The organism is Nocardia arthritidis (genome assembly GCF_011801145.1).
Lineage (GTDB): Bacteria > Actinomycetota > Actinomycetes > Mycobacteriales > Mycobacteriaceae > Nocardia > Nocardia arthritidis_A.
The window spans coordinates 4001315-4022205 of sequence record NZ_CP046172.1 but is presented as its reverse complement, the minus strand read 5'-3'; the positions used below and the strand labels follow the sequence as shown (position 1 = coordinate 4022205).

Genomic DNA, 20891 nt, shown 5'->3' with positions numbered 1-20891 from the left:
ATCGTGGCGTCCGGCGGCGTCAGCCGACCAGGCGGACCGAACCACGGCGACGTTGCGCCTCGATCGAGGCCGACGTCATAGCGCGCAGCAGCCATCGGTCGAAACCGTCGTAGCGTGGATGAAACAGGGTGCGGCCGTGGACTATTCGGCGATTGTCGGCCACCAGCACATCACCGGGGCGCAGTTCGTGACCGATCGTGGCGCGATCCAGCGCGGCCGAAAGCGCCGTCAGCGCGGCGGCCGCCGGACGATCGGCGGGGTCGGCCGGCTGCTGATAGATCGCATCGAAACAGATCTCCGGGTCGGTGTCCGGTCCGGTCAGCACCGGTCCGATGACCGGTGCGGTATGACAGGGCCCGTCATGGGCGATGTCGGCGGCGATCATGAACCGGGGCTCACGCAGCACGGCCGCGACATCGGCGGCCAGATCGAGATTCCGGGCGGGCGCGAGCATCGTCACGGCTCCTGGATGGCCGCGCAGACAGAGCAGGCCGAAGTAGTGGCAGCGGTCGTCGGTGAAACCGTCCTCGACGTGCCACTGCAACATCGACGCACTGCCCGCGCTGGATTGCGCGCTCTCGTGCCCCGGGACCGGGATGACATGCTGCACCAGCCGCCCGTCGTACAGCCCCCGGAACGTGAACGGCTCACCGAGCAGCAACGACACGGCGAGTAGCAGCAATTCGGCGGCCCCGACCGTGGGCGGCAGCGCGCCCGGTGTCACCGTGGCCGGGGTGGTCGGCAATTCGGCCAGGTCCCCGCACATGCCCCGCAGCAACAGCGCGTTGTGTGTCGTGCCGACGGCACGAAACCGAAGCAGGGCGGCGATCAGGCGCCGGGGCAGATCGGCGATCAGATCGGCGGCGGACTCGGCGGGATCCGCCTGCTTATACGCCGCCCGCAGCGCCGAATCCCAGACGTGTGCCGTCTCCGGCTCGGTCAGTGCCACTACCTCGCCGGAGGTGAGACCCGGAATCAACGGTTGACCACCTCGACTACCGCCCGTACTGGGCGATGTCGCCGCGTTTGCTCCGCGTGCGCCCTCGACGCAACCGCGAGATCGGGGCGAATGTAGTAACTCGTCCGGCGGAGCAGACTCATATAGGCGGCCTTCGGTCGTCGAGGCAGGTTACTGGCACAATCGTGCCAACGCCTCGGACGCCGACTGCTGGCGTCCCCGGTCCATCAAGAAAAAAGCTTGGAACGGCGACGATGGCGGTTCAATGTAACCGACCCTGCCGCCATTGCCCAGATAAGGCTCGACGTATTGGAATAATACCGGGCTCTTCCGGCGCAAACCGTCGACATCCAGCGTGTACAACCCGAAGCCGACGAATAGGTTGCTGGCGGCGACGCTGAATCGGCAACGTTCCAGATCTTTGCGGCTCAGCCCCTTCCCGAGCAGCAGCGTCCGATATCGCTGGGCCACCTGCTCACGATCGGGCATATCCGGCGACAGGACGAAGTGGTAGCGTCGTTTCTTCGCCAAGTTCTCGGCAACGACCGTGATGAAGTTGCCCGCGGCCATACCCCGCTCGATATCGCTGTTGACCTCGACGATATCGTCATCGAGGTTCCCGGTGACGATCGTGCTGTCTTCACTGAAACGCTCGAGTTCGAGAATCTGCACTCGGTCGAGCATCCCGTGCAGCGTCATCGCCCGCCGGGCAGCGGTCCGGGCCGCCTCCGTGATCTGATCGGTCAGGATCGTTCCGATTTTTGCGACGAAGGCGGTCTCCGCGGCAATGTCGGCACGTATCGAGGAAATACTCACCTCCATGTAGCGGGCGATTGGTCCATATTCGAGGACACCGCCCGGCCCGGCGACAGTATCCTCGCCGAACATCAAGAAATCCAGCGACACCTTGAATAGGTCCGCCATTGCGATCAGCTTTTCCACACTCGGCATCGTCTGCCCTCTGATGTACTGCGACAATGCCGCCGGAGTAATATTCAGCTCGGCGCAGACCTGCCTGCGATTGCCCTGGAATTCCCCCTCGTCGACGAGTCGCTTCAGCGTCGCGGCCAGCTTCACCTCGCGCATGGCTTTCCCTCTCCAGATTTCCCACCCAGGCGCGGCAAGGAGTATGAACTGTATCACACATCAAGTGGGACTTACCGGATCGGCCAGCACGGTTCAGTACCGCTTGACATCCACTCTGAGCTGGGACAGCATCGAGGAATCGGGGTCTTGCACGTGAGGACCCTTGATGCGGTGGAAGAGGTGCTCGCCATGGCCGATGTCAGCTTCAAGCACATCGAGGATCGCGAGCCGGAGTCGTTAATCGAGACCGCGCTGCGCACCGGGCGGGTGGTCGTGGTAGGCCACGGAATCGTCGGCCACCAAATCGTGTACAGCTTATTCTCGGCAGCCCGCCGCGCGTCCAGCCCCATCCAGATTCTGTGGATCGCCGATCGACATGATCATCGCATCGCGAGTTTCGGTGCCACCGGCTGGCACATGCCATTCCTGCATGGCGATCCCAGGATCGCCACATGGGCGCGACGATCTTTCCTGAACTGGCCCATGCTGACCGAGCTCGGTTTCGGAAATTTCCTTGCCCGCACCGAAAGCGTTTACCTCACACGTGAACGCGGTGTGCATATCCCGGCCGGACATCCGGGCACCGCGATGTCATCGGATCCGACCGCTTACTCGGCGCCCTTCTATCGTCGAGCCAATTTTCTCGACGACGGATCCATTATTTCCACCTGTTCTCTCATGCCCAAGCTGTACGCCGCGGTAGAAAAACTTCCCGGTGTCACGACCCGCCTGCTCCATCTGCGCGACCTCGGCGAGCTACTGGCCGTCACCGCCGAATTCGGTGCCGAGATCGCCTGCGTCGCCGCGGGTGATCGCGCACAATTCTTACTCGGGGACAAACGAATCGAAGGAGATCTCGGGATATTACTTCTCGTCGATATTCGGAAAGTGCCCGCGCCGTTCGACCGGATTGTCCTGATGGACCAGGATCGGGACCACGAGTTGACCTACAGCATCCCTCATCGTGCATGTGGCCACGTATGCCTCGGCGGCGCGTCCGGACGGCTCGTCACGGAACCGGAGGAATACGACGAACTGGAGCGAGGACTCGCCGACCCCGCACGCGCTCCCGGGTATATCACCGAGGCGGTCCGGGAGATCAGGGACCGCGTATTCGAGCGTTTTCCGGCGTTCGGCCCCGCCCTGGCGGGCAGTGAAATTCGGTATTGGTACGGGCTTCGGCCCTCCGCCGAACGGGCCATCGCCGAATGGGTCCCGCGTGGCATCACCGGACACATCGGCGTGCTGCACCTCGGCGGACTGGCCGGATGCGGGTTCACGGTCGTACCCGCGTTCGTTGCCGACGGTTTGGCCATCCGAAGGCCGACACCGGGTATGGAGGCACATCTCGGACGGCCAACACCCGCGCACTCGGTCTAGCGGATTCGCCGGGGCGAGAACGCATTTCGCGATGAGAATACGCATCTCATGGCATTTCCAGCGATCAGCGTGCTATCATACCTATTGGTGTGTTGTCGCATCAGCCTTTCAATTGTGAAGCAAAGACATTGCGCCACAAAGCCATTCACCACATGGCCGAAAGACGAGGTGCGCCGTTCATGAAGCGCTACACCGCCGAAACACGACTCACCGTAATGTTCACGTCAGCCGCCATATCGCTTGTGGGCCCACTGGCGCGCGCGCACTCCGCCTCGGAAGAGGAAATGATCTGCGCGGCCGTCGTCGCGATGCTCGATTACTTCGATGCCGACGATGAAATCCGAGCACCGGCCGAAAGAGTGGACGCAGGCACGTATCGGGTATCCGACGCGGGCATCGTCGAATCCAGAGATTTCGACCCGCTGACGGGCGCCATCGTGCACGACGGATCGGATACCCGGGTCGGCGTGCCCGTCGATATCCATCTCGATGCGCCGACCTCGGCACGATTGGCCGATCTCTGTGCACGGTTGCAGCGCAGCAGAGCCTGGGCGATTCGCATGTCGGTCGATCGCTACCTCTTCGATCAACTCACGGCTACCGCTCCGGGTACGGCGCGGGCACCGGGCGAAGGGGCTTCGGCCGGCTGACGGCCATCAGGCGGAGGACCTGCCGTGCCGCAATGTGGACCGGTACGCGGCGGCCGCCGCTGCCTCCGGGGCTCCGATACGCGCATACATTTCGATCGCCTCGCGGAGTTCCGCGAGATCACCCTCCGCCCCCATGCCCACTCGGCACCGAGCGATACCTTCCAGGGCGTGCGCCTGTTCGAGTTGACTGCCGAGCTCACGGGCGACCGCGAGGGCCTCGGTGAACCTGCCGAGTGCCACATCAGGCGCACCGGTATCGAGCAACAACGTGCCTATATCGACGAGAACCTCGACCACGCCGCGACGGTAGCCGAGTTGGCGGAACAGAGCGAGAGCCCGTTGGTGCAGGTCCACGGCCTCGGCACGCAGACCGGTGCGAGCGCGGACAATTCCGAGGTTGTTCAACGCATTCGCTTCGCCGAGGCGATCGCCCAACTGATGATACAAAGCCAACGCCTGCTGATGCAGATCAACAGCCTCGCTGTGCAAACCCGTCCGAGCGCGGACAATTCCGAGGTTGTTCAACGCATTCGCCTTGCCGAGGCGATTACCCAACTGATGATACAAAGCCAACGCCTGCTGATGCAGATCAACAGCCTCGCTGTGCAAACCCGTCCGAGTACGAACAATACCGAGATTATTCAACGCATTCGCTTCGCCGAGGCGATTACCCAACTGATGATACAAAGCCAACGCCTGCTGATGCAGATCAACAGCCTCGCTGTGCAAACCCGTCCGAGCGCGGACAATTCCGAGGTTATTCAACGCATTCGCCTTGCCGAGGCGATTACCCAACTCATGATACAAAGCCAACGCCTGCCGATGCAGATCCCCGGCCTTCGGATATTCCCCAATTTTCTCATGAATGGTGCCCAGACTGTTCAGCGTATTCGCCTCGCCGAGCCGGTTACCGAGTCGGCGATAGCGGGTCAACGCCTGTCGATGCAGACCGGCGGCCCTCGAATAGTCGCTGGTTTCACCGTGAATGGTGCCCAAGTTGTTCAGAACATTCGCCTCGCCGAGCCGGTCGTCCAGTTTGCGGTACAGGGTGAGTGCCGCCTCGCAGCGGTCGATGGCCGCCGGATAATTCCCGGCGCGCCAGTGCACGCCGCCCAGATTGTTGAGCGCACAGGCCTCGCCGAGTTGGTCGCCGAGACCACGTGCGGCACCCACGGCACGTTGATGCAGTTTGCCTGCCAGTGGCCAAGGTCCGTCGCGGTCCAGTAGTCCGGCCAGCGCTCCGGCCAAGGCGATCACCCGGGTCGGGTGTTTGTCGGCGAGGGTGTCGAGACAGGCCAGCAGGTTCTCCCGTTCGAGGCGCATCCATTCCAATGCCTGGATCTCGTTGCCGAATGTCCGTGCGGCGACCCTACGGCCGGCCGGAGGGTCGCCACGCTCGCTGGTGGTGCGCGTCCAGCGGGTCAGCCAGCGATCCGCCGCGGCGGCCGTGTACTGGTAATAGTCCAGCAACCGTTCCTGCGCTCGGGAGCTGTCGCCGCCGGGCTCGGCGTCGGCGAGGGCGCGAGCGAATTCGCGCAGCAGGTCGTGCAGGCGGTAGCGGCCCCGAGCAGGCTCGTCGAGGAGATGGTCGGTATACAGCGAATCCAGGTCCCATCGCATCGTGGCGACATCGACGCCGACCAGCGCGGCCGCGGCATGCGCATCGAAGTCGGGGCCCGGGTGCAGACCCAACCGGCGGAACAGCAGGCGATGCTTGGACGGCAGGTCACGGTATGACAGGTCGAACGCGGCGCGGACGACCTGGTCACCGGCATCGAGTTCGCCGAGACGATCCGTTGCCCGGCTGAATTCGTCGGCGAGTTCGGCGATCGTCCACGTCGGATGGTGCGCCAAACGGCCCGCCAAAAGCGTGATCGCCAGCGGTAGATATCCGCACAGCCGGACGATCCGCGCCACCGCCGCCCGATCCGCGTCGCCGTCCGCGGTGGGCTGCGCCAGGGCGGCGAACAACTCTGCGGCAGCGCGCGGATCGAGGATGTCCAGCGCCACCGGGACCGTGTTGTCCAGGGTGATCAGCCTGCGTCGGCTGGTGACGAGCGTCAGACATTCGGGGGCGGCGGGCAGGAGCGGTTCGATCTGCGCCACATCGCGCGCATCGTCGAGGATCAGCAGCACTCGCTTACCGGTCAGCCGGTCGCGCCACAGGTCGCGCCGCCCTTCCAGACTGTCGGGGATGTAATCGGTGTCGACTCCGAGGCTGATCAACAGGCCGGCCAGCACATCCGTCGGCTCGGCCACCGCGCGATCCGCGGTGTGGGCGTGCAATTCGACGAAATACCGGCCGTCGGGAAATTGATCCACCAACAGGTGCGCCGCCCGGGTCGCAAGTGCGGTCTTCCCGATACCGGGCATGCCATCGATGGTGTAGATCCGGGGTCCGCGGTCGGTGGCGGCCGCGGCCAGGATCTGCTGGAGTTCGGCGTCGCGTCCGATGAAGGTGCCCACGTCGCGACGCAGGGCCGTCTTGACCGCCGGACGCAGCTGAGTCGCGACATCCGAGGCGGGCTCATGTTCCGGTCGCAGTGCCGCGCGGCGTATCCGGCGGCGTGTTTCCAGCCATGCGGGCAGGTCTTCCCGGGGTACGCCGCAGCACCACAAATAGATCTCCAGCCTGTTGTCGTTCGCCGCGCCGATAGGGTTACCTTCGAGCCGTTTCCCCTTCTCCATGTCCTCGATCAGATTCTTCGTCAGACCGACGAAACGGTGCGGCCCGCCGTTGGCCCGGTCGGCCGCTTTTCGTTCGAGCCGACGAATCGAAAGGCCGGCCGCTTCCCGGATTCTGCGCAGCGCACCGCCGAATTCGGTCTGGTTGGTGAGCCTCGCCAGGTATTCGCGTGTCACCGCCCGGTTCGGAATCGCGGCCATTACGCACTTCCCCCCTTCACCAGCGCCCCTTCGTCGCACGTCATCAATTGTCCGGCAGTGTCTGCTCGATGTCCGCCGGACGGTCCGGAAATGCAATGCGGATCCGCCGGTCTGTCCGAACAGGTGTCGGACGCGAGGTTTGTCCGGATTTGCTGTTCGTAGCGGCAGATGTGTCGCAGACGTATCCGAAGGACAGCCACTATGAATCCGAACACCACCAAACGTGCCGACCGGGGCATGAAATTCAAGTTTTCACCATTCGCTGGAAATCAATTGCTGTCGCCGCGAGCCGTACCGGAGGCGAAATACGGACGCGATAAGTACCGCCCAGCGGTTTACGGATGTTCAGGGGGCGATCGCTGATGTTCGATCGACTTGTTCCCGGCGAAGTCGTGAAGTTGCGCAGGCAGGAGGCGGCTCGGGTGTGGACGGCGGCGCTGCGGGCGGCCTGCGCGCACCGCGGATCGCAGGATTCCGTCGAGGTCGCTTCCGGTCTCATTGCCTACCTTCCGTCGAGTGTGATCGGCGCACTGCACCGCTTCCGCACCGTCGGCACCGCACACAATGTGCTGTTGGTTCGGAATCTGTGCGCGAGTGCGGCCGGATTGCCTGCCACTCCGGCAACCCGGACACCCTCGGTGTCAACACCGGTGGTCGATGCCGCCGCACTGTTGCTGTTGGCGGTTTCCTGGTCGCTGGGTGAGCCGTTCACGTTCCGATCACTGATCGATGGACGGCTTGTCGAACACATAGTCCCGGTAGCCGGCCACGAGGACGACCAGAACGGTGGCGGCAGTACCGCCGCGCTGCAGTGGCATGTCGAGGACGGTTTCACCGACGACCGTTGCGATTACTTCGGATTGCTGTGTCTGCGCGGCCACCCCGGGGCCGCGACAGTGCTGGCGTCGGCCCGCAACCTCGATCTGCCCGATGAGATAACGGCGGTCCTGCGTCAGCCGCGGTTCATCATGGTGCCCTCGGCCGAACACGACCTCCCGCACCCCGTCGACCTCGTCGCCGCGCCGATATTGACCGGACCCGAGGACGACCCGGAGATCTGCTTCGACGCGATCTACCAACGTCCCGCCGATCCCGACGACCGTCAGGCGGCCGCGGCGATGATCGCGCTGACCGCGGCCCTCGACCGTGCGGCGATCGGTCACCACGCACGTCCCGGCGACCTGCTGCTGGTGGACAACCGGCGAACGGTCCACGGCCGCACGGTATTTCAACCGCGTTACGACGGTACCGATCGATGGCTGCTGCGCACGTACACCTGCGCATCCGTCCGGGCCCACCGCCGCCGTGGCGCGCTGCGGGTCGTCGGATGAGAACGTCGCGCACCACTATCGTCGAGCCGATCGAGCGAGGGCCAGGCGTCCGGCCGCGGTGGATTCGAGGAGTTGGCGAACCTCGGCCACCTGACGGATGGCGGTGCGCCCGACGGTAAGGGCATCCAGGATCTCGACGACGCGCTCCGGGACCAGCCCACCGCCGATCTCGTTCGGTAGCTGCTGCCACACCGTCATGAGCTGGTGACAGCCCCATTCCAGTTCACCCGCGTCGATATGTGCGGCGGCCTCGTCCAGCCACAGCAGCGCGCGTCCGACCTGATCGTGGTCGGCCAACGGAAACTCGAGCACCCGCCGGCGCAGCGACGCGGCCTGGCTGTGCGCGCCGACCAGGGCCAGCGCGTTGGCCTGGTGCCAGCGCAACAGATATTCGCTGGTATGGAATCCGTCGGGAACGCAGTCGTCCGCCCGGAGCTCGGCGAACAACCGGTCGGCGTTGCATACGGCCTCGAGAGTTTCGCGGCGCCGCCCCAATCGGGCATGCACCCCCGCCTCCATGAGGTATCCCAGCACCGTCGACGAATCGCGGACTCCGATCGACTGGGCGGCGCGCGCGGCGTCCAGGCCGGGTTTGAACTGGCGATGGCAGGCGCATGCGTCGCAGGTCCAGCCGGCGATCCAGGCCTGCACCGCCGTGTCCTCGGCGAGCCGGGCGGCGCGGCGGGCGATGCCGAACCACTCGAACGCGTCGCCCGCGCCCGCGATATCGGTGAGCCGCCTGGCGATGAATCCGGCATTCTTGGCATAGATCCGATACAGCCTGCGCTGAATATCCTGGGTCGGCGCGGCCAGCAAGCACGCCTGTACCCGAGCCAGATCGATCATGCGCGCGGGAATGAACTCCGTCGGCCGAGAATAGAGCCGATAACCGTTCTGCTCGGTGAGTTCCTCGAGTAGACCCACATACGCCGCCGTAGCCCGCGGACCACCCGGTGGGTCGATATCGTCGCCGAATATCCCGTCCGGCGGCGCATACATGAACATCGCGCCGGTCGCGGCAAAACTCACGAAATGACGTCGGTCCATCGATTCCCGCAATTCATCCGCCGAGAACACACCACTCGGTTCGGAATAGTCGTGCCCGAATCCGAGCCGGTCGGGTCTGGTGCGATACAGAAAACACAGCGCGTCCAAATAGTGCGGAGACGGCACATCCTGGCCGTGCTCCCACTGCGACATCCGCTGATGGCGTAGGCCCGCGGCGGGCATCCCCCGCGATGCGAGCACCTCCTTGAGCGCCTCCACCGCATCCATCAGCGTGTAACCGCAGGCAATGCGGTGTGCCCGGAGCAACGACACCCCGCAATGCCGATGTACCGCGAGCGCCGCCTCGTAATCGGAACCGCCCGCGATTTTCACCCCACGAGCCACGCGCCGCGCACACCGGTTGTCGTGCGGAACATTCGTCATACGAATCACTCGTTTCCGGGGACCACTATCCGGTCACACCGAGAATTCAGTTTATCCGTCGGTCCCGCCGCATGCCCGCGCCTCGTACCGCTCTGCCCGCGTTGCGTGCAAGAACAAACCGCCGCCCGGGAATCGAATCCCCGCCAAGAGATTCACACGCCATTCTGACAAGGTAATCCACGCTCGGCCGACTCCTCGGCCCGAATAATCAAAATCATCATTTGCGAAGAAGAGGCGCCTCGGATGACCTTGTACGCCACCGATTGGACGATCACCAGCGATATCACCCCCGAGTGGGCCATCCGTATGCCGCAGGACGGCAGCCATGTCTGGCAGCTGAGCTGGCTTCCCGGCCGCCTGCTCACGCGCGAGCAAGCAATTATCGGGATGGAATTGGACGAACTGCTCAGCGACCCCGATGGGGTGTACGACGACTACCACCTGTCCTTGGTGGACGATCGCGCCGAGCGCATCGGCATACTGCGCGAACACGCGATCATCCTGCTGGCCAGGAGAATTGCCGCCCGCTTACACGCCGCGCAGGCGCACCATGCCAGGCGGGCCGGACCGCCCGCGCGACACTGCCGGGCTACAACGCCCGCCATATCTTCCACCACGCCGATGACGATTCCAAAAGCCGCTCAACAGCTTTGACCACGGCCCTCGATGAGGTCGATCCGGGTCCCGAGATCGAGTCTTGAATAGTGTCTCAGACGGACTTACTCTGGGTGACACGCCGCTTTTGCGCGTGAACGTCCATCAGCGGCGGCCGCCCAGCTGCCGACTTTATCCGAGAGGCCCAGACAATCGTGACCACGGCATCGAACGGTGAAGCGGCGGTGCGGGATTCGCGCCCCGACCACGAGGTTGTCGTCATCGGTGCCGGGCCGGGCGGGATCGCGGCGGGTGTGAAGCTGAAACAGGCCGGGATCACCGAATTCGCCATACTGGACCGCGCCGACGAGGTGGGTGGCAGCTGGCACGAAAATCATTATCCGGGGCTGGAAGTCGATATCCCGTCGATCGCGTATCAGTACTCGTTCGCGCGGAATCCCAACTGGAGCAGGCTGTTCGCGGCCGGAGCCGAGGTGAAGCAGTACCACGTCGACGTGGCCCGCCGGTTCGGGCTGTACCCGCACCTCAGATTCGGCACGCATGTGGTCGCCGAGCGGTGGGATGCCGAAAACCACAGGTGGAACCTGCATCTCGCGGACGGCGGGGTGATCACGGCGCGATTCGTGATCAGCGCGGTCGGCGCGTTCATCAGCCCCAAACAGGATCCGGGGATTCCGGGGCTCACCGATTTCCGCGGTAAGGTCCTGCGGCCCGCCGACTGGGATCACGACTACGACATCGACGGCAGGCGCGTCGCCGTCATCGGCACCGGCGCGAGTTCGGTGCAGATCACGCCGTCCATCGCGGCGCGAGTCGGCAGCCTCACCGTCTACCAGCGCACCCCGGTCTGGTGTATTCCCAAGCCGAATCCGCGGATTCCCGGCATCGTCAAGTTCGCCCTGCGCACCCCCGGCCTACAGGCCGCGACCCACGGCGCGGTGCTGCTGGTGGTCGACGCCGGACTGCGCGTCCTCTCCAATGCGCCGATGCCGCTGGTGCGCCCGGCCATGCGCGCGGCCGACGCGACCGCCATCGCCGGATACCGGGGCCTGCTGCGGCTCATGGTGCGCGATCGGGCGACGCGAGCGAAACTCACACCCGACTACGGCCCGATCGCCAAGCGCCCCACCGCGAATACCGGCTACCTGCTCGCCTTCAACCGCGCGAATGTCGCACTCGAAACCACACCGATCGACCGGATCACCACGAACGGCATCCGCACCACCGACGGCATCGAGCGCACCTTCGACGCGATCGTGCTTGCCACCGGATACCACGTCTTCTCCGATCCGGAGACCTACCTGCCCGGCATGGTGGTCGGTGCGAACGGATTGGACCTCGGCGCGTTCTACGCCGAGCACGGATTGCAGGCGTACCAAAGCGTTTCGCTGCCCGGCCTGCCCAATCGTTGGACGCTGGTCGGCCCGTATTCGTGGACCGGCAGCGGCTGGCACGCCTTCGTCGAGATGACCGCCGATCACGCGGTGCGCGCCATCCGGGAGGCGCGCCGCCGCGGCGCGACCTATATGGCGATCCGCCAGGATGTGCACGACGCGTATCACCGCGATATCTACCGTCACGGCGCGGCCATGCGCTTCTACCTGACCGAACTCAACGGTCACGTGCCGACGTACTACCGAAATTCGCAGGGCGACAGCACTTATATCAGGCCGACCGGATTCTTCCGCGCCCGCCGCGGGCATCGCCGGTTCCCGCTCGACGATTACAGCTACGAGGCGCTGCCCGTGGTGGCCACCAACAGGGCCGCGCGCGTCGCCGAGGCGTCGTCACGATTCTGAACAAGAGGTCTCAACGATGAGTTCCACCAACGGTTCTCGCACCATCCCCCAATACGACGTCGTGATCATCGGCGCCGGGCTCGGCGGGATCGGCGCCGGCGTCGCGCTGCGCGGGGTCGGCGTCGAGAATTTCCTCATCATCGATAAATGGGGCAGGGTCGGCGGAACCTGGTTCGCCAACACCTATCCCGGCGTCGCCGTCGACGTGCCGTCGCCGGTGTACAACTTCTCCTTCCAGCAACGCTCGAACTGGTCGCGATTCTTCGCACCCGGTCACGAAATCCAGCGCTACGCCGAGGAAGTCGTCGACCGGCAGGGCCTGCGGGACAAGCTGCGGCTCGGCTGCGGCGCCGTCGGCGCGGCCTTCGACGAGGCGGCCGATCTGTGGCGGATCCGCACCGAACACGGCGACGAGATCACCGCCCGGTTCACCATCGGCGCGGTCGGCGGCCTGGAAGTGCCGCAGACACCGGACATTCCGGGTATCGACGAGTACGCCGGCAAGATCATGCACAGCGCGCGGTGGGACCACTCCTACGATTACCGGGGCCAGCGGGTAGCCGTAATAGGCACGGGCGCAACGGCTTTGCAGGTGATACCGGAGCTCGCCAAGTCGGTGGCGCAACTGACGGTGTATCAGCGGCGCGCGATCTGGATCGGCCCCAAGCTGGACTTCCCGATGGGCCCGGCGCTCAACTCGGTCCTCAACTTTCCGCCCTTGCAGAAGACGGTCCGGTTCGTCGGCAATGTCGGCGTGAACGCCGGTCTCGGCGCCGGCCTGGCCCTTTCGAGTTATCCAAGGCTCACCGGTGCGGCCATCGGGATCGGTGAAATAGCGCTCAAGGGCTACCTTTTCAGCCAGGTGCGCGATCGGGAACTGCGCCGCAAGCTCACCCCCGACTATCGGCTCGGCTGTAAGCGGCCGTCGGTCTCCAACGTGTACTTCAAGACCTTCACCCGATCGCACGTCGAACTCGACACCACGCCGATCGCCCGGTTCACCTCCACCGGAATCGTCACCGCGGACGGCGCCGAACGCGAATTCGATATGGTGCTGTGCGCCACCGGATTCCGGGTGATGGAAAAAGGCGCGACACCCGCCTACCCGATATACGGCCGCGGCGGCATCGAACTCGGCGAATTCTGGGACACCAACAGGTATCAGGCATACCAGGGCGTCTCGGTCCCGGGATTCCCCAACGCATTCCTGGTGATCGGCCCGTACGCGTACGCGCCGGGCTCGTATATCCCCTTGATCGAGTCCACTTCGGCACACGCCGCCAGGGTGATCGCCGAAACCCGCAGGCGCGGCGCCACCCGGGTCGAGGTGCGCCAGGTTCCGCACGACCGCTACTTCGCCCGCATGGACGAACGCGCCAAGCGGACGCACCTGTTCACCCAGGGGTGCGTCACCTCCAACACCTACTACATCAACTACCAGGGCGACGGCGCCGCCTTCCGCCCGTCGACTCAGCTCGAAATGTATTGGGAGAATCGGCATTTCCCGCTGAACGACTACAGCTACAGCACCACGCGGCCGCGCGCCGCGACGCAGGACGACGCACTGGCCACCACCAGCTGAATCACCGTCGGCCGGATGATCGCGTGCTCATCGCGGTCTACGGGTCGGCGAAAATTTCCACCGGCCAAGATCTTTCGTTGCCGGTGGGAATTCATCGGTTCAGTTAATTCTCCGGAGTTATTTCGAGCGGCCCGAAGCGCCGGATAAAGCTCCCGGTTCCTGGGGAACCTTTCCCCAGTTGAGACCGCCCGCTCGGATCGCTCTCGCCGGTATCTTAATCACATCTTTTTCAGACGACGGAATCACCGTCGTCGACTAATCCCTCATTGATCGAGGAGTGCGTAATGCTCGGCAGATTTACCTTCACATGCCTGGCGCTGACCGCGGCGAGTTGTACCGCGGTCGCCGTCGCGAGCCCGGCTCAGGCCGACGCCTCGACAACGGTCACCCCGGCGGGCGCCGCCGTCTCGGCCGTCAACCAGGGCCCGCTGACCTTCGCCGCGGGCGAAGTGACCGGAAGCTGCAACACCGTCAACGCGAACGGTTCCGTGCCCGCGGCGCCGGGCAACCAGAACGCGAGCGGTCCGGTGTCGGTGCAGATCGGGTCGCCGACGATCGGTGACTGCTCCAGCAGCCTGCCGGTCACGATCGCGGTGAGCACCAGCGGCACCTGGGGGGTCCAGGTGCAGTACGGGTCGACGATCACCGGAAGCCTGACAATTCCGCAGGGCGGCATGGTAATTCAGGGCAGTGGCCTGGCCAACTGCACCACCGTGGTGGCACCGGATGGCCCCGTGACGCTGTCCGGCACCTTCACCAACGGGAATCCCCCGACGGTGACGATCGACAATGTCTCGGCCCCGATCAGGACTACCGGTGACCCGATCTGTCCGACGGACGCCACGACCGGATCGGTATCCGGCACCCTCGTGTTGAACAACACGACGGATCCGTCGCAGCCGATCACCGTCGGCCCGTAACCGATTGTCACACAACGAATAACGGCCGGGCGAGCCCCGCACCACGGGCTCGCCCGCGCCGGTATCCAACGATCAGTCCGTCGCGGCAGGCAAGCGGTTGTGCAACCCCGCGGCTCGATACACCCCGGCCAGAATCAGCAGGAACAGCAGCCCGATCACCAGCGACATCGTCATCATGTGCACCGCGGCGGCGGTCGCGACGATCGCGAGCACACCTGCGATGCCGACCAGCGCGGCGGGCTTACCCAATTTCGCCGCGAACCCGGTCCGCGGCGCCCCGTCGCGAAAACGCAAGTACGACACCAGGATCAACAGCCAGGTCACCAGCACGCCGAAAATCGCCACCGATGTGAGCAGCACATAGATATTGGCGACGCCCGACATCGTGAGCACCGCCGCGACGAGGGTGCCGGTCGCGGCCAGCGCGACCGCCGCCACCGGAACGCCGCGCCCCGAGGTCGCGCGGAGTATCCGGGGCGCCATACCGTCCAGCGCCAGCGAGTTGATCAATCGCGTCGCGCCGTAGAGGTTGGCGTTCGCCGCCGAGACCGCCGCGACCAGCACCAGGAAGTTCGTGATCGCGGCCGCCGCCGGAATCCCGACCGCGCCGAAGACCTGCACGAACGGACTCGACCGGACGCCGCCGCCCGTCGCGGCGTCGGTCCACGGCACGACGCAGAGCACGATCGCGACCGCCGCGATATAGAAGAACGCCAGCCGCCAGATCAGCGTGCGCATCGCCGCCTCGATGGCGCCGCGCGGATCCTTCGCCTCCGGCGCCGAGATGGCGACCAGCTCGATGCCGACGAATCCGAAGATCACGATCGACATCGATTGCCACACCGCCGCCCAGCCGTGCGGCGCGAATCCGCCGTGCCCGGTGAGGTTTTCGACGCCCACCGCGTCCAAGCGCGGCAGCCCGACGAATACCAGCAGCACTCCGAAGACGATAAACAGCGAAAGCGCAATGACTTTCACGCTGGACAGCACGAATTCCACCGCGCCGAACGAACCGACGCCGACCAGATTGATCGCGACGACGATCCCGGCGACCACCGCGACACCCACCCACATCGGCAGGCCGGGCCACCAGAACCGCAGATAGGTGGCCGCGGCCACCACCTCGCTGCCCACCGCGATCACCGCCGCCGCACTGTAGGACCAGCGGGCGACGTACCCGGCGAACGGCGACAGGAACCGCGCGCACAGCGCACCGAACGCGCCGCGCAGCGGGTAGCGCGCGGTCATCTCCGCCAGACACGCCGAGATGATGCCCGCGATCACCGCGCAGATCACGTACGCGACGATCACGGCGGGCCCGGCGATACCGATGGCCGCACCGGACCCCAGAAAAAGTCCGGTACCCAATGCCGACCCGAGCCCGAGCATCGTCATCTGCCGACGCCCGAGCGACCTCCGCAGATCGGTGCCCACCTGATCTCGCGTCGTCGTCACCGCGCACCCGCCCGCACCACCGAGGCCCGGCCCCCACGCCACAGCCCGACGACCACTCGTCGCGCATCCAGAATCGCGGCTTCGGCGAGAGGCATCTGTGCAGACTCCTAAAGGCAAATGGTCAGGCGACCGAGTCGCCGCATACGCCGGAAGGATGCCAGCTCGACCACCCTCCAGGGAAATCGGCCCGCATCCGACGCCGTCAACGCGAACGCCGGTCACAGAGCAACGAAGCGGCTACTCATCGTCCGGCCAGCAGCTCGACCACCGGCGCGAACTGGTCGATGAAGAGCTCGTTGACGGTGATGTAGGAGAAGCCGAATGCGTCGCGGCGACGCTGGATCTCGTCGGCCATTTGCCGAGGGGTACCGCGCAACAGGCTCAACGAGTCGGCCGCGATCAGGGCGCCGATATCGTCGCCGGCGAGTGGCGCCAGCCGCCGGGGTATGGCATCGCCGACGATGAGGACGTTCATCAGGTATTCGAGCCGGTCCGCGCGGGGTCCGGCGGCCGCGTCGATCTCGGCGACGATTCGCGCGATCTCCTGCCGGTCGGCCAGCGGGTGGTTGGCGGGGGTGACGATATCGGCGATTTGCCCGGCCAGTTTTCGAGAGCGCGGGCCGCCTGCGGCGATCAGCACGGGGGTGTGTGCGGTCGTCTCCAGTTCCCGCAGGTGCCGCACGGTCTGCTCGACGAGGGCCAGTCGCTGCGCGGGTGTGGTCTCGGGCATCCCGAGCTCGTCGACGGCCGCCCGGTTCATCCAGGGATTCCCGGTGCCGATGCCCAACTCCAGCCGGTGGTCGGTCAGCACCGCGACGCTGGCGGCCTCCCATGCCGCCGTTCGCGGCATCCGCACGGTGCTCGCCAGCACGAAGGTGCCGACGCGCAGCGTCTTGGTGACCGAGGCCGCCACCGCGGCGGCGGGCAACGGTGCGAGCAGGCTCAGACCATCCGGCATCAGCAAGGTCGAATAGCCGAGTTCCTCGGTGCGGCAGGCGAGTTCGCGCCACTGGGCTCCCGGTCCACCGATCACCCCGAAGCGAAAACGTCTATCCATCATCGTTTCTCCTCTTCGCTAACCTGTAATACGTTCTAGAAAACTATTTTTCACCGAGCCATACGCAGATATAGGTCGCGCAGTAGCGCGATTTCCGCGCCATGATGAATCACCTCGCGGTTGACGTGCTGGACCAGCGCCGCCAGCGGACGGCTCGCGAAGGGACCGGAGTCCGGGCCGCAGCCGCGTTCGAGATCCGCCGTGCGCATACCGGACGCCCACGCGGCATAGGCGCGGTCGAGCTGGTCGAGGGCCGCGGCGGCGGTACCCGCGTACACGTGTGTGTCGTAGTCGACAGGCGTTGCGCCGAAATGTATTTCGGCGCGTTTGGCCAGCACGTGCACGGTGATGTGGGCCAGTCGCCATGCGATGGTGGTCACCGGCGCGGGGCTCGGGGCGGGAAAGGCGTAGTCGACGGTGAACCGGCCGCCGCCCATCTCGTGCTCGCCGCGGCGCGGGCGCACGGTCCAGCAATCCGGGACCGGCTCCCAGAAATACTCCGCATCGGTCAGCCCGATCAGCCTGGGCCGCAGGCGTTCTCGCCAGTGCCAGTCCAGTTGATCGCCGAGTTCGTCTGCCCAATCGATAGTCAACAGTCCCTCCTCCACCAACCACTTGGTTGAGTGAGCACAGTCAACCACAGGCGCTACGATCAACCAACTGGTTGGTGAGCGAGGAGGCCGCGTGGGCGGACAGGCGGACAGGCGGACCGAGATCGTCCGGGCGGCGTTCGATCAGCTGGCCCGGGGCGGGTTCGAGGGTCTGCGACTGCGGCAGATCGCCGAGGACGTCGGCATCGACCACTCGACCCTGCACCATCACTTCCCCGGAAAACAGGACATCATCGCCGAGGTGGCGCGGTACACGATCGGCCGGTTCGCCGTGACGCCCGCCGAAGGTGCGACCGAGTCCCTGCGCACCTACCTGACCCATCTGCGCGAGCTGCTGGCCGACGCGCCGGAGGTGTTCGTCGTCACCGCCGAACTCGATCTGCGCGCCCGCCGCGATCCCGCGGTGCGGGCGATACTCGAGCGGCACGAGGCCAACTGGCGGCGCTGGCTGCGCGAATTGTTCGTCGCCGGAACGGAATCGGGCGCGTGGTCGGCGCGCGTCGATCCGGACGAGGCGGTCGAGCTCATAATCGCGGTGATCAAAGGTGTTCAGCTGACGCCGAATACGGCCGCCACGGCATTCGCTCAGCTGGAAAAGCTGCTCTATAAGTAACTTCGGGGCAAAATATCGGATAGGCGCCCGGTTCGACATACCGAGAACCGCATTCACCTGATAGAAGACCATTTCCGCCGACGCGCGGATCAATTTCCGATCAGCGATTGATCATTTTCGCACCGACGTGTGGCTTCCTCCCGGCAACTGCACATTTCGGCTCTATACAGTTGCTCGACAGATCACCTAGGAGGAATGGATGGAAACCGGTCGCACGGGCGAAGATACACCGGCGTCGAGCAGACGGGAGCTTTTCACCGTCGGCGGCGGACTCGCGGTGGCGTCGTGCGCACCGGACAGCCGGGCAGCTACCGACGACGCCGGGTTGCGATCGGCGGTCCGCGGCCGGGTATCGCTGCCCGGCGACAGAGATTTCGATCAGGCGCGCCAGCCGTGGAACCTGACCGTCGAGCAATCGGTGCGCGCCGTCGTCGAGGTCGCCGACGCCGACGACGCGGCCGCGCTCGTCCGCTATGCCCGCGACACCGGACGCACGCTGGCGGCACAACCGACCGGGCATGGCGCCGCCGACGCGCTGGACGGGGCAATCCTGGTGCGCACCAACCGAATCGACGAAATTCACGTCGAACCTGGCACCCGATCCGCACGGGTCGGCGCCGGGGTCTCCTGGGCCCAGGTGCAGGAGGCCGCCGCACCGCACGGGCTGACCGGCGTCACCGGGAGCGCGCCGCAGGTCGGCGTCACCGGTTTCACGTTGGGCGGCGGATTGAGTTGGTTCTCCCGCGAATTCGGTTGGACCGCCGACAGCGTCACCGCATTCGACGTCATCGATGCCGACGGCGGGAGGCTGCGCGTCACCGCCTCGTCCGAACCGGATCTGTTCTGGGCGTTGCGCGGTGGTGGCGGCGATTACGCGCTGGTCACCGCGATCGAATTCGCGCTGCACCCGGTGCCGTCCCTGTACGGCGGCCGGATGGTGTGGCCCGCCGAGCGCGCCCCGCAGGTGCTCGCGGCGTTCCGGGAGATCGTCGCGATCGCGCCCGACGAGCTGACCCTGTGGTGGAGCCTGTCCCAATTCCCCAGCGCCCCACCGATGGTCGGCGTCAGCGTCACCTACCTCGGCGACGCCGCGTCCGCGCAAGCGCTGCTCGCACCGCTGGAGCGCGTCGACGGACGCACCGCCGACACCCGAAAGATCCTGCCGCTCAACGATATCGGCGCGATCACCGCCGAACCGACCAGACCGAGCCCCAGCCTGCACCACACCGTGCTGCTGACCGATCTCACCGAGCCCGCCATCGGGGCCCTGCTCACGGGGCCGATATCTCCCCTGATCAGCGTGCAGGTCCGGCAGCTCGGCGGCGCGCTCACCCGCCCGTCGGACAGCGCGGCGGGCGCGGTGCCCGAACGCTTCTGCGTCGGCTTCCACGGCTTGCGCATGCGACCGGAGGACACCGCGAACGTCCAGGCCCGGATCCGCGACTACCTCGACGCGTTCGGCGAGAATGCGACCGGCCGTACGCCGTTCGGCTTCCTGGCGCCCGGGCAGCGCGCCGCCGACGCCGTCGACGCGGACACCCTGGCCCGGCTGCGCGACATCAAACGGCACCGCGACCCGAAAGGCTTGTTCCGCAGCAACTTTCCGGTCTAGGAAAGCGCACGCAGCCGCGCGATCGCGCGAACGTCGCCGTCCACCGCGAACCACATGGTGAGCGCGTCGGCGGTGCGGTCGGTGTGGATATCGACGTGCTCACCGAACCGCACCGGCTTGTTGTATTCGAGGACGTAGCGATGCGGTCCCGCCATGAGATCGGCCGCCTCGGCGCATGATTCGTGCACACCGTGCCAATAGGCCGTATTGGTGAGATGGTCGAAGTGATCGATATCGGTGCGGCGCAACGGGAATCGCGTACCGGCGACCGACGGTAGCTGATCGGTGAGCCACTGCTGCCAGCGCAGCCGGTGCTCGGCGGTGGTGCTCGACATGAGCTCGAAGAACCGGTCGGCGACGCGGGACGGACCCATCGTCTGCTTGTTCATGTGGATCCAGAAGCCCTCGGTCTCGATCAGTCCGCCGTTGTCGGCGTCGATGCGCACCCGCATATTGCACCAGCGGGGCGACAGCCCCGAGCACCACCGCCGCAGCCGCAGCTCGGCGGGCCATTCGATCGGCCGGATCACATCGATCACCGTGCGACGCACGATCCAGTGCGGATGGTCGTCCATCGCATCGACATGGAACAGGTGGTCGACGCCCGCCTCCTGGAGCTGGCGGGCGATACCGTCGACGCGCAGGCACATGCGCTCGTCCATGTCGACGGTCCCCATCCGGCGCCGGATATCGAAGATATGACCGGTCGGCGGCACCGGGGCCAGCGGGCGCAGCGCTGGATGCTCTTCGATAACCGTCCCCGCGGACGAGGCCGGGCTGACGAATTCTTTCGGCATGGTTGCGATCTCCGGACATTCGGCCGAACGGCGGACAACGGTGGACTGCCTGTGGCGACGACACTGGGCCACAGTGGATCGAGCCTAACTCAGATATCGGTCGCGGGC

The 20891-nt window shown here is 65.7% G+C and carries 17 protein-coding genes; 9 read left to right on the top strand and 8 right to left on the bottom strand.

Annotated elements, in window-relative coordinates:
• Window positions 1-19: 19 nt before the first annotated feature.
• Window positions 20-979: a TauD/TfdA family dioxygenase gene (locus tag F5544_RS18120; RefSeq protein ID WP_167474272.1), complete on the bottom strand. Its 960-nt coding sequence runs from the start codon at window positions 977-979 to the stop codon at window positions 20-22.
• A 150-nt stretch (window positions 980-1129) separates the two neighbouring features.
• Window positions 1130-2044, bottom strand: coding sequence for a helix-turn-helix domain-containing protein (locus F5544_RS18115; protein ID WP_167474271.1), 915 nt, complete (start codon window positions 2042-2044; stop codon window positions 1130-1132).
• Between the two features lie 153 nt (window positions 2045-2197).
• Between F5544_RS18115 and F5544_RS18110 the strand changes: the two genes are divergently transcribed.
• Window positions 2198-3424, top strand: coding sequence for an FAD-dependent oxidoreductase (locus F5544_RS18110; RefSeq protein ID WP_167474270.1), 1227 nt, complete (start codon window positions 2198-2200; stop codon window positions 3422-3424).
• An 89-nt stretch (window positions 3425-3513) separates the two neighbouring features.
• Window positions 3514-4074 (top strand): ribbon-helix-helix protein, CopG family, encoded by a 561-nt coding sequence (locus F5544_RS18105; RefSeq protein WP_167474269.1) that lies wholly within the window; start codon window positions 3514-3516, stop codon window positions 4072-4074.
• Between the two features lie 6 nt (window positions 4075-4080).
• Here the strand turns inward: F5544_RS18105 and F5544_RS18100 are convergent, their stop codons facing one another.
• Window positions 4081-6960, bottom strand: coding sequence for an ATP-binding protein (locus F5544_RS18100; RefSeq protein WP_167474268.1), 2880 nt, complete (start codon window positions 6958-6960; stop codon window positions 4081-4083).
• Between the two features lie 362 nt (window positions 6961-7322).
• Here F5544_RS18100 and F5544_RS18095 point away from each other — a divergent pair, with 362 nt between their 5' ends.
• The gene (locus tag F5544_RS18095; protein ID WP_167474267.1) at window positions 7323-8291 is read left to right on the top strand and encodes a TauD/TfdA family dioxygenase; all 969 of its coding nucleotides are present in this window, start codon (window positions 7323-7325) and stop codon (window positions 8289-8291) included.
• A gap of 15 nt (window positions 8292-8306) precedes the next feature.
• Here the strand turns inward: F5544_RS18095 and F5544_RS18090 are convergent, their stop codons facing one another.
• Window positions 8307-9722, bottom strand: coding sequence for a hypothetical protein (locus F5544_RS18090; protein WP_167474266.1), 1416 nt, complete (start codon window positions 9720-9722; stop codon window positions 8307-8309).
• 243 nt (window positions 9723-9965) lie between these two features.
• Between F5544_RS18090 and F5544_RS18085 the strand changes: the two genes are divergently transcribed.
• From F5544_RS18085 to F5544_RS18070, 4 genes are all read left to right on the top strand, one after another.
• Window positions 9966-10376, top strand: a complete 411-nt coding sequence (locus tag F5544_RS18085) for a hypothetical protein (protein WP_174867353.1) — start codon at window positions 9966-9968, stop codon at window positions 10374-10376.
• A 185-nt stretch (window positions 10377-10561) separates the two neighbouring features.
• The gene (locus F5544_RS18080; RefSeq protein ID WP_167479297.1) at window positions 10562-12136 is read left to right on the top strand and encodes a flavin-containing monooxygenase; all 1575 of its coding nucleotides are present in this window, start codon (window positions 10562-10564) and stop codon (window positions 12134-12136) included.
• Between the two features lie 16 nt (window positions 12137-12152).
• Entirely contained in the window at window positions 12153-13718 is a 1566-nt protein-coding gene (locus tag F5544_RS18075; RefSeq protein WP_167474265.1) for a flavin-containing monooxygenase, read from the top strand.
• A gap of 284 nt (window positions 13719-14002) precedes the next feature.
• Window positions 14003-14638, top strand: a complete 636-nt coding sequence (locus tag F5544_RS18070; protein ID WP_167474264.1) for a hypothetical protein — start codon at window positions 14003-14005, stop codon at window positions 14636-14638.
• Window positions 14639-14710: 72 nt separating this feature from the next.
• Here F5544_RS18070 and F5544_RS18065 read toward each other — a convergent pair whose 3' ends face one another.
• From F5544_RS18065 to F5544_RS18055, 3 genes are all read right to left on the bottom strand, one after another.
• Window positions 14711-16093 (bottom strand): amino acid permease, encoded by a 1383-nt coding sequence (locus F5544_RS18065; protein WP_167474263.1) that lies wholly within the window; start codon window positions 16091-16093, stop codon window positions 14711-14713.
• Window positions 16094-16334: 241 nt separating this feature from the next.
• A complete protein-coding gene (locus tag F5544_RS18060) occupies window positions 16335-17153 on the bottom strand; it encodes an LLM class flavin-dependent oxidoreductase (protein ID WP_167474262.1) in 819 nt (272 codons plus the stop codon).
• Between the two features lie 47 nt (window positions 17154-17200).
• Window positions 17201-17737: a DinB family protein gene (locus F5544_RS18055; protein ID WP_167479296.1), complete on the bottom strand. Its 537-nt coding sequence runs from the start codon at window positions 17735-17737 to the stop codon at window positions 17201-17203.
• A gap of 97 nt (window positions 17738-17834) precedes the next feature.
• Here F5544_RS18055 and F5544_RS18050 point away from each other — a divergent pair, with 97 nt between their 5' ends.
• Together F5544_RS18050 and F5544_RS18045 are read left to right on the top strand one after the other, a co-directional pair.
• Entirely contained in the window at window positions 17835-18374 is a 540-nt protein-coding gene (locus F5544_RS18050) for a TetR/AcrR family transcriptional regulator (protein WP_167474261.1), read from the top strand.
• Window positions 18375-18573: 199 nt separating this feature from the next.
• Entirely contained in the window at window positions 18574-19986 is a 1413-nt protein-coding gene (locus tag F5544_RS18045) for an FAD-binding oxidoreductase (protein WP_167474260.1), read from the top strand.
• On the opposite strand, the gene F5544_RS18040 is transcribed toward F5544_RS18045, so the two are convergent.
• Entirely contained in the window at window positions 19983-20783 is an 801-nt protein-coding gene (locus F5544_RS18040; RefSeq protein WP_167474259.1) for an acyl-[acyl-carrier-protein] thioesterase, read from the bottom strand. The genes F5544_RS18045 and F5544_RS18040 overlap by 4 nt on opposite strands.
• Between the last annotated feature and the right edge of the window lie 108 nt (window positions 20784-20891).

Excerpts from the sequence above, each read along its gene's own strand:
- F5544_RS18115 (WP_167474271.1), bottom strand. The coding sequence starts at position 2,044 with ATGCGCGAGGTGAAGCTGGCCGCGACGCTGAAGCGACTCGTCGACGAG.
- F5544_RS18100 (WP_167474268.1), bottom strand. The coding sequence starts at position 6,960 with ATGGCCGCGATTCCGAACCGGGCGGTGACACGCGAATACCTGGCGAGG.
- F5544_RS18095 (WP_167474267.1), top strand. The coding sequence starts at position 7,323 with ATGTTCGATCGACTTGTTCCCGGCGAAGTCGTGAAGTTGCGCAGGCAG.
- F5544_RS18090 (WP_167474266.1), bottom strand. The coding sequence starts at position 9,722 with ATGACGAATGTTCCGCACGACAACCGGTGTGCGCGGCGCGTGGCTCGT.
- F5544_RS18085 (WP_174867353.1), top strand. The coding sequence starts at position 9,966 with ATGACCTTGTACGCCACCGATTGGACGATCACCAGCGATATCACCCCC.
- F5544_RS18075 (WP_167474265.1), top strand. The coding sequence starts at position 12,153 with ATGAGTTCCACCAACGGTTCTCGCACCATCCCCCAATACGACGTCGTG.
- F5544_RS18070 (WP_167474264.1), top strand. The coding sequence starts at position 14,003 with ATGCTCGGCAGATTTACCTTCACATGCCTGGCGCTGACCGCGGCGAGT.
- F5544_RS18060 (WP_167474262.1), bottom strand. The coding sequence starts at position 17,153 with ATGATGGATAGACGTTTTCGCTTCGGGGTGATCGGTGGACCGGGAGCC.
- F5544_RS18045 (WP_167474260.1), top strand. The coding sequence starts at position 18,574 with ATGGAAACCGGTCGCACGGGCGAAGATACACCGGCGTCGAGCAGACGG.
- F5544_RS18040 (WP_167474259.1), bottom strand. The coding sequence starts at position 20,783 with ATGCCGAAAGAATTCGTCAGCCCGGCCTCGTCCGCGGGGACGGTTATC.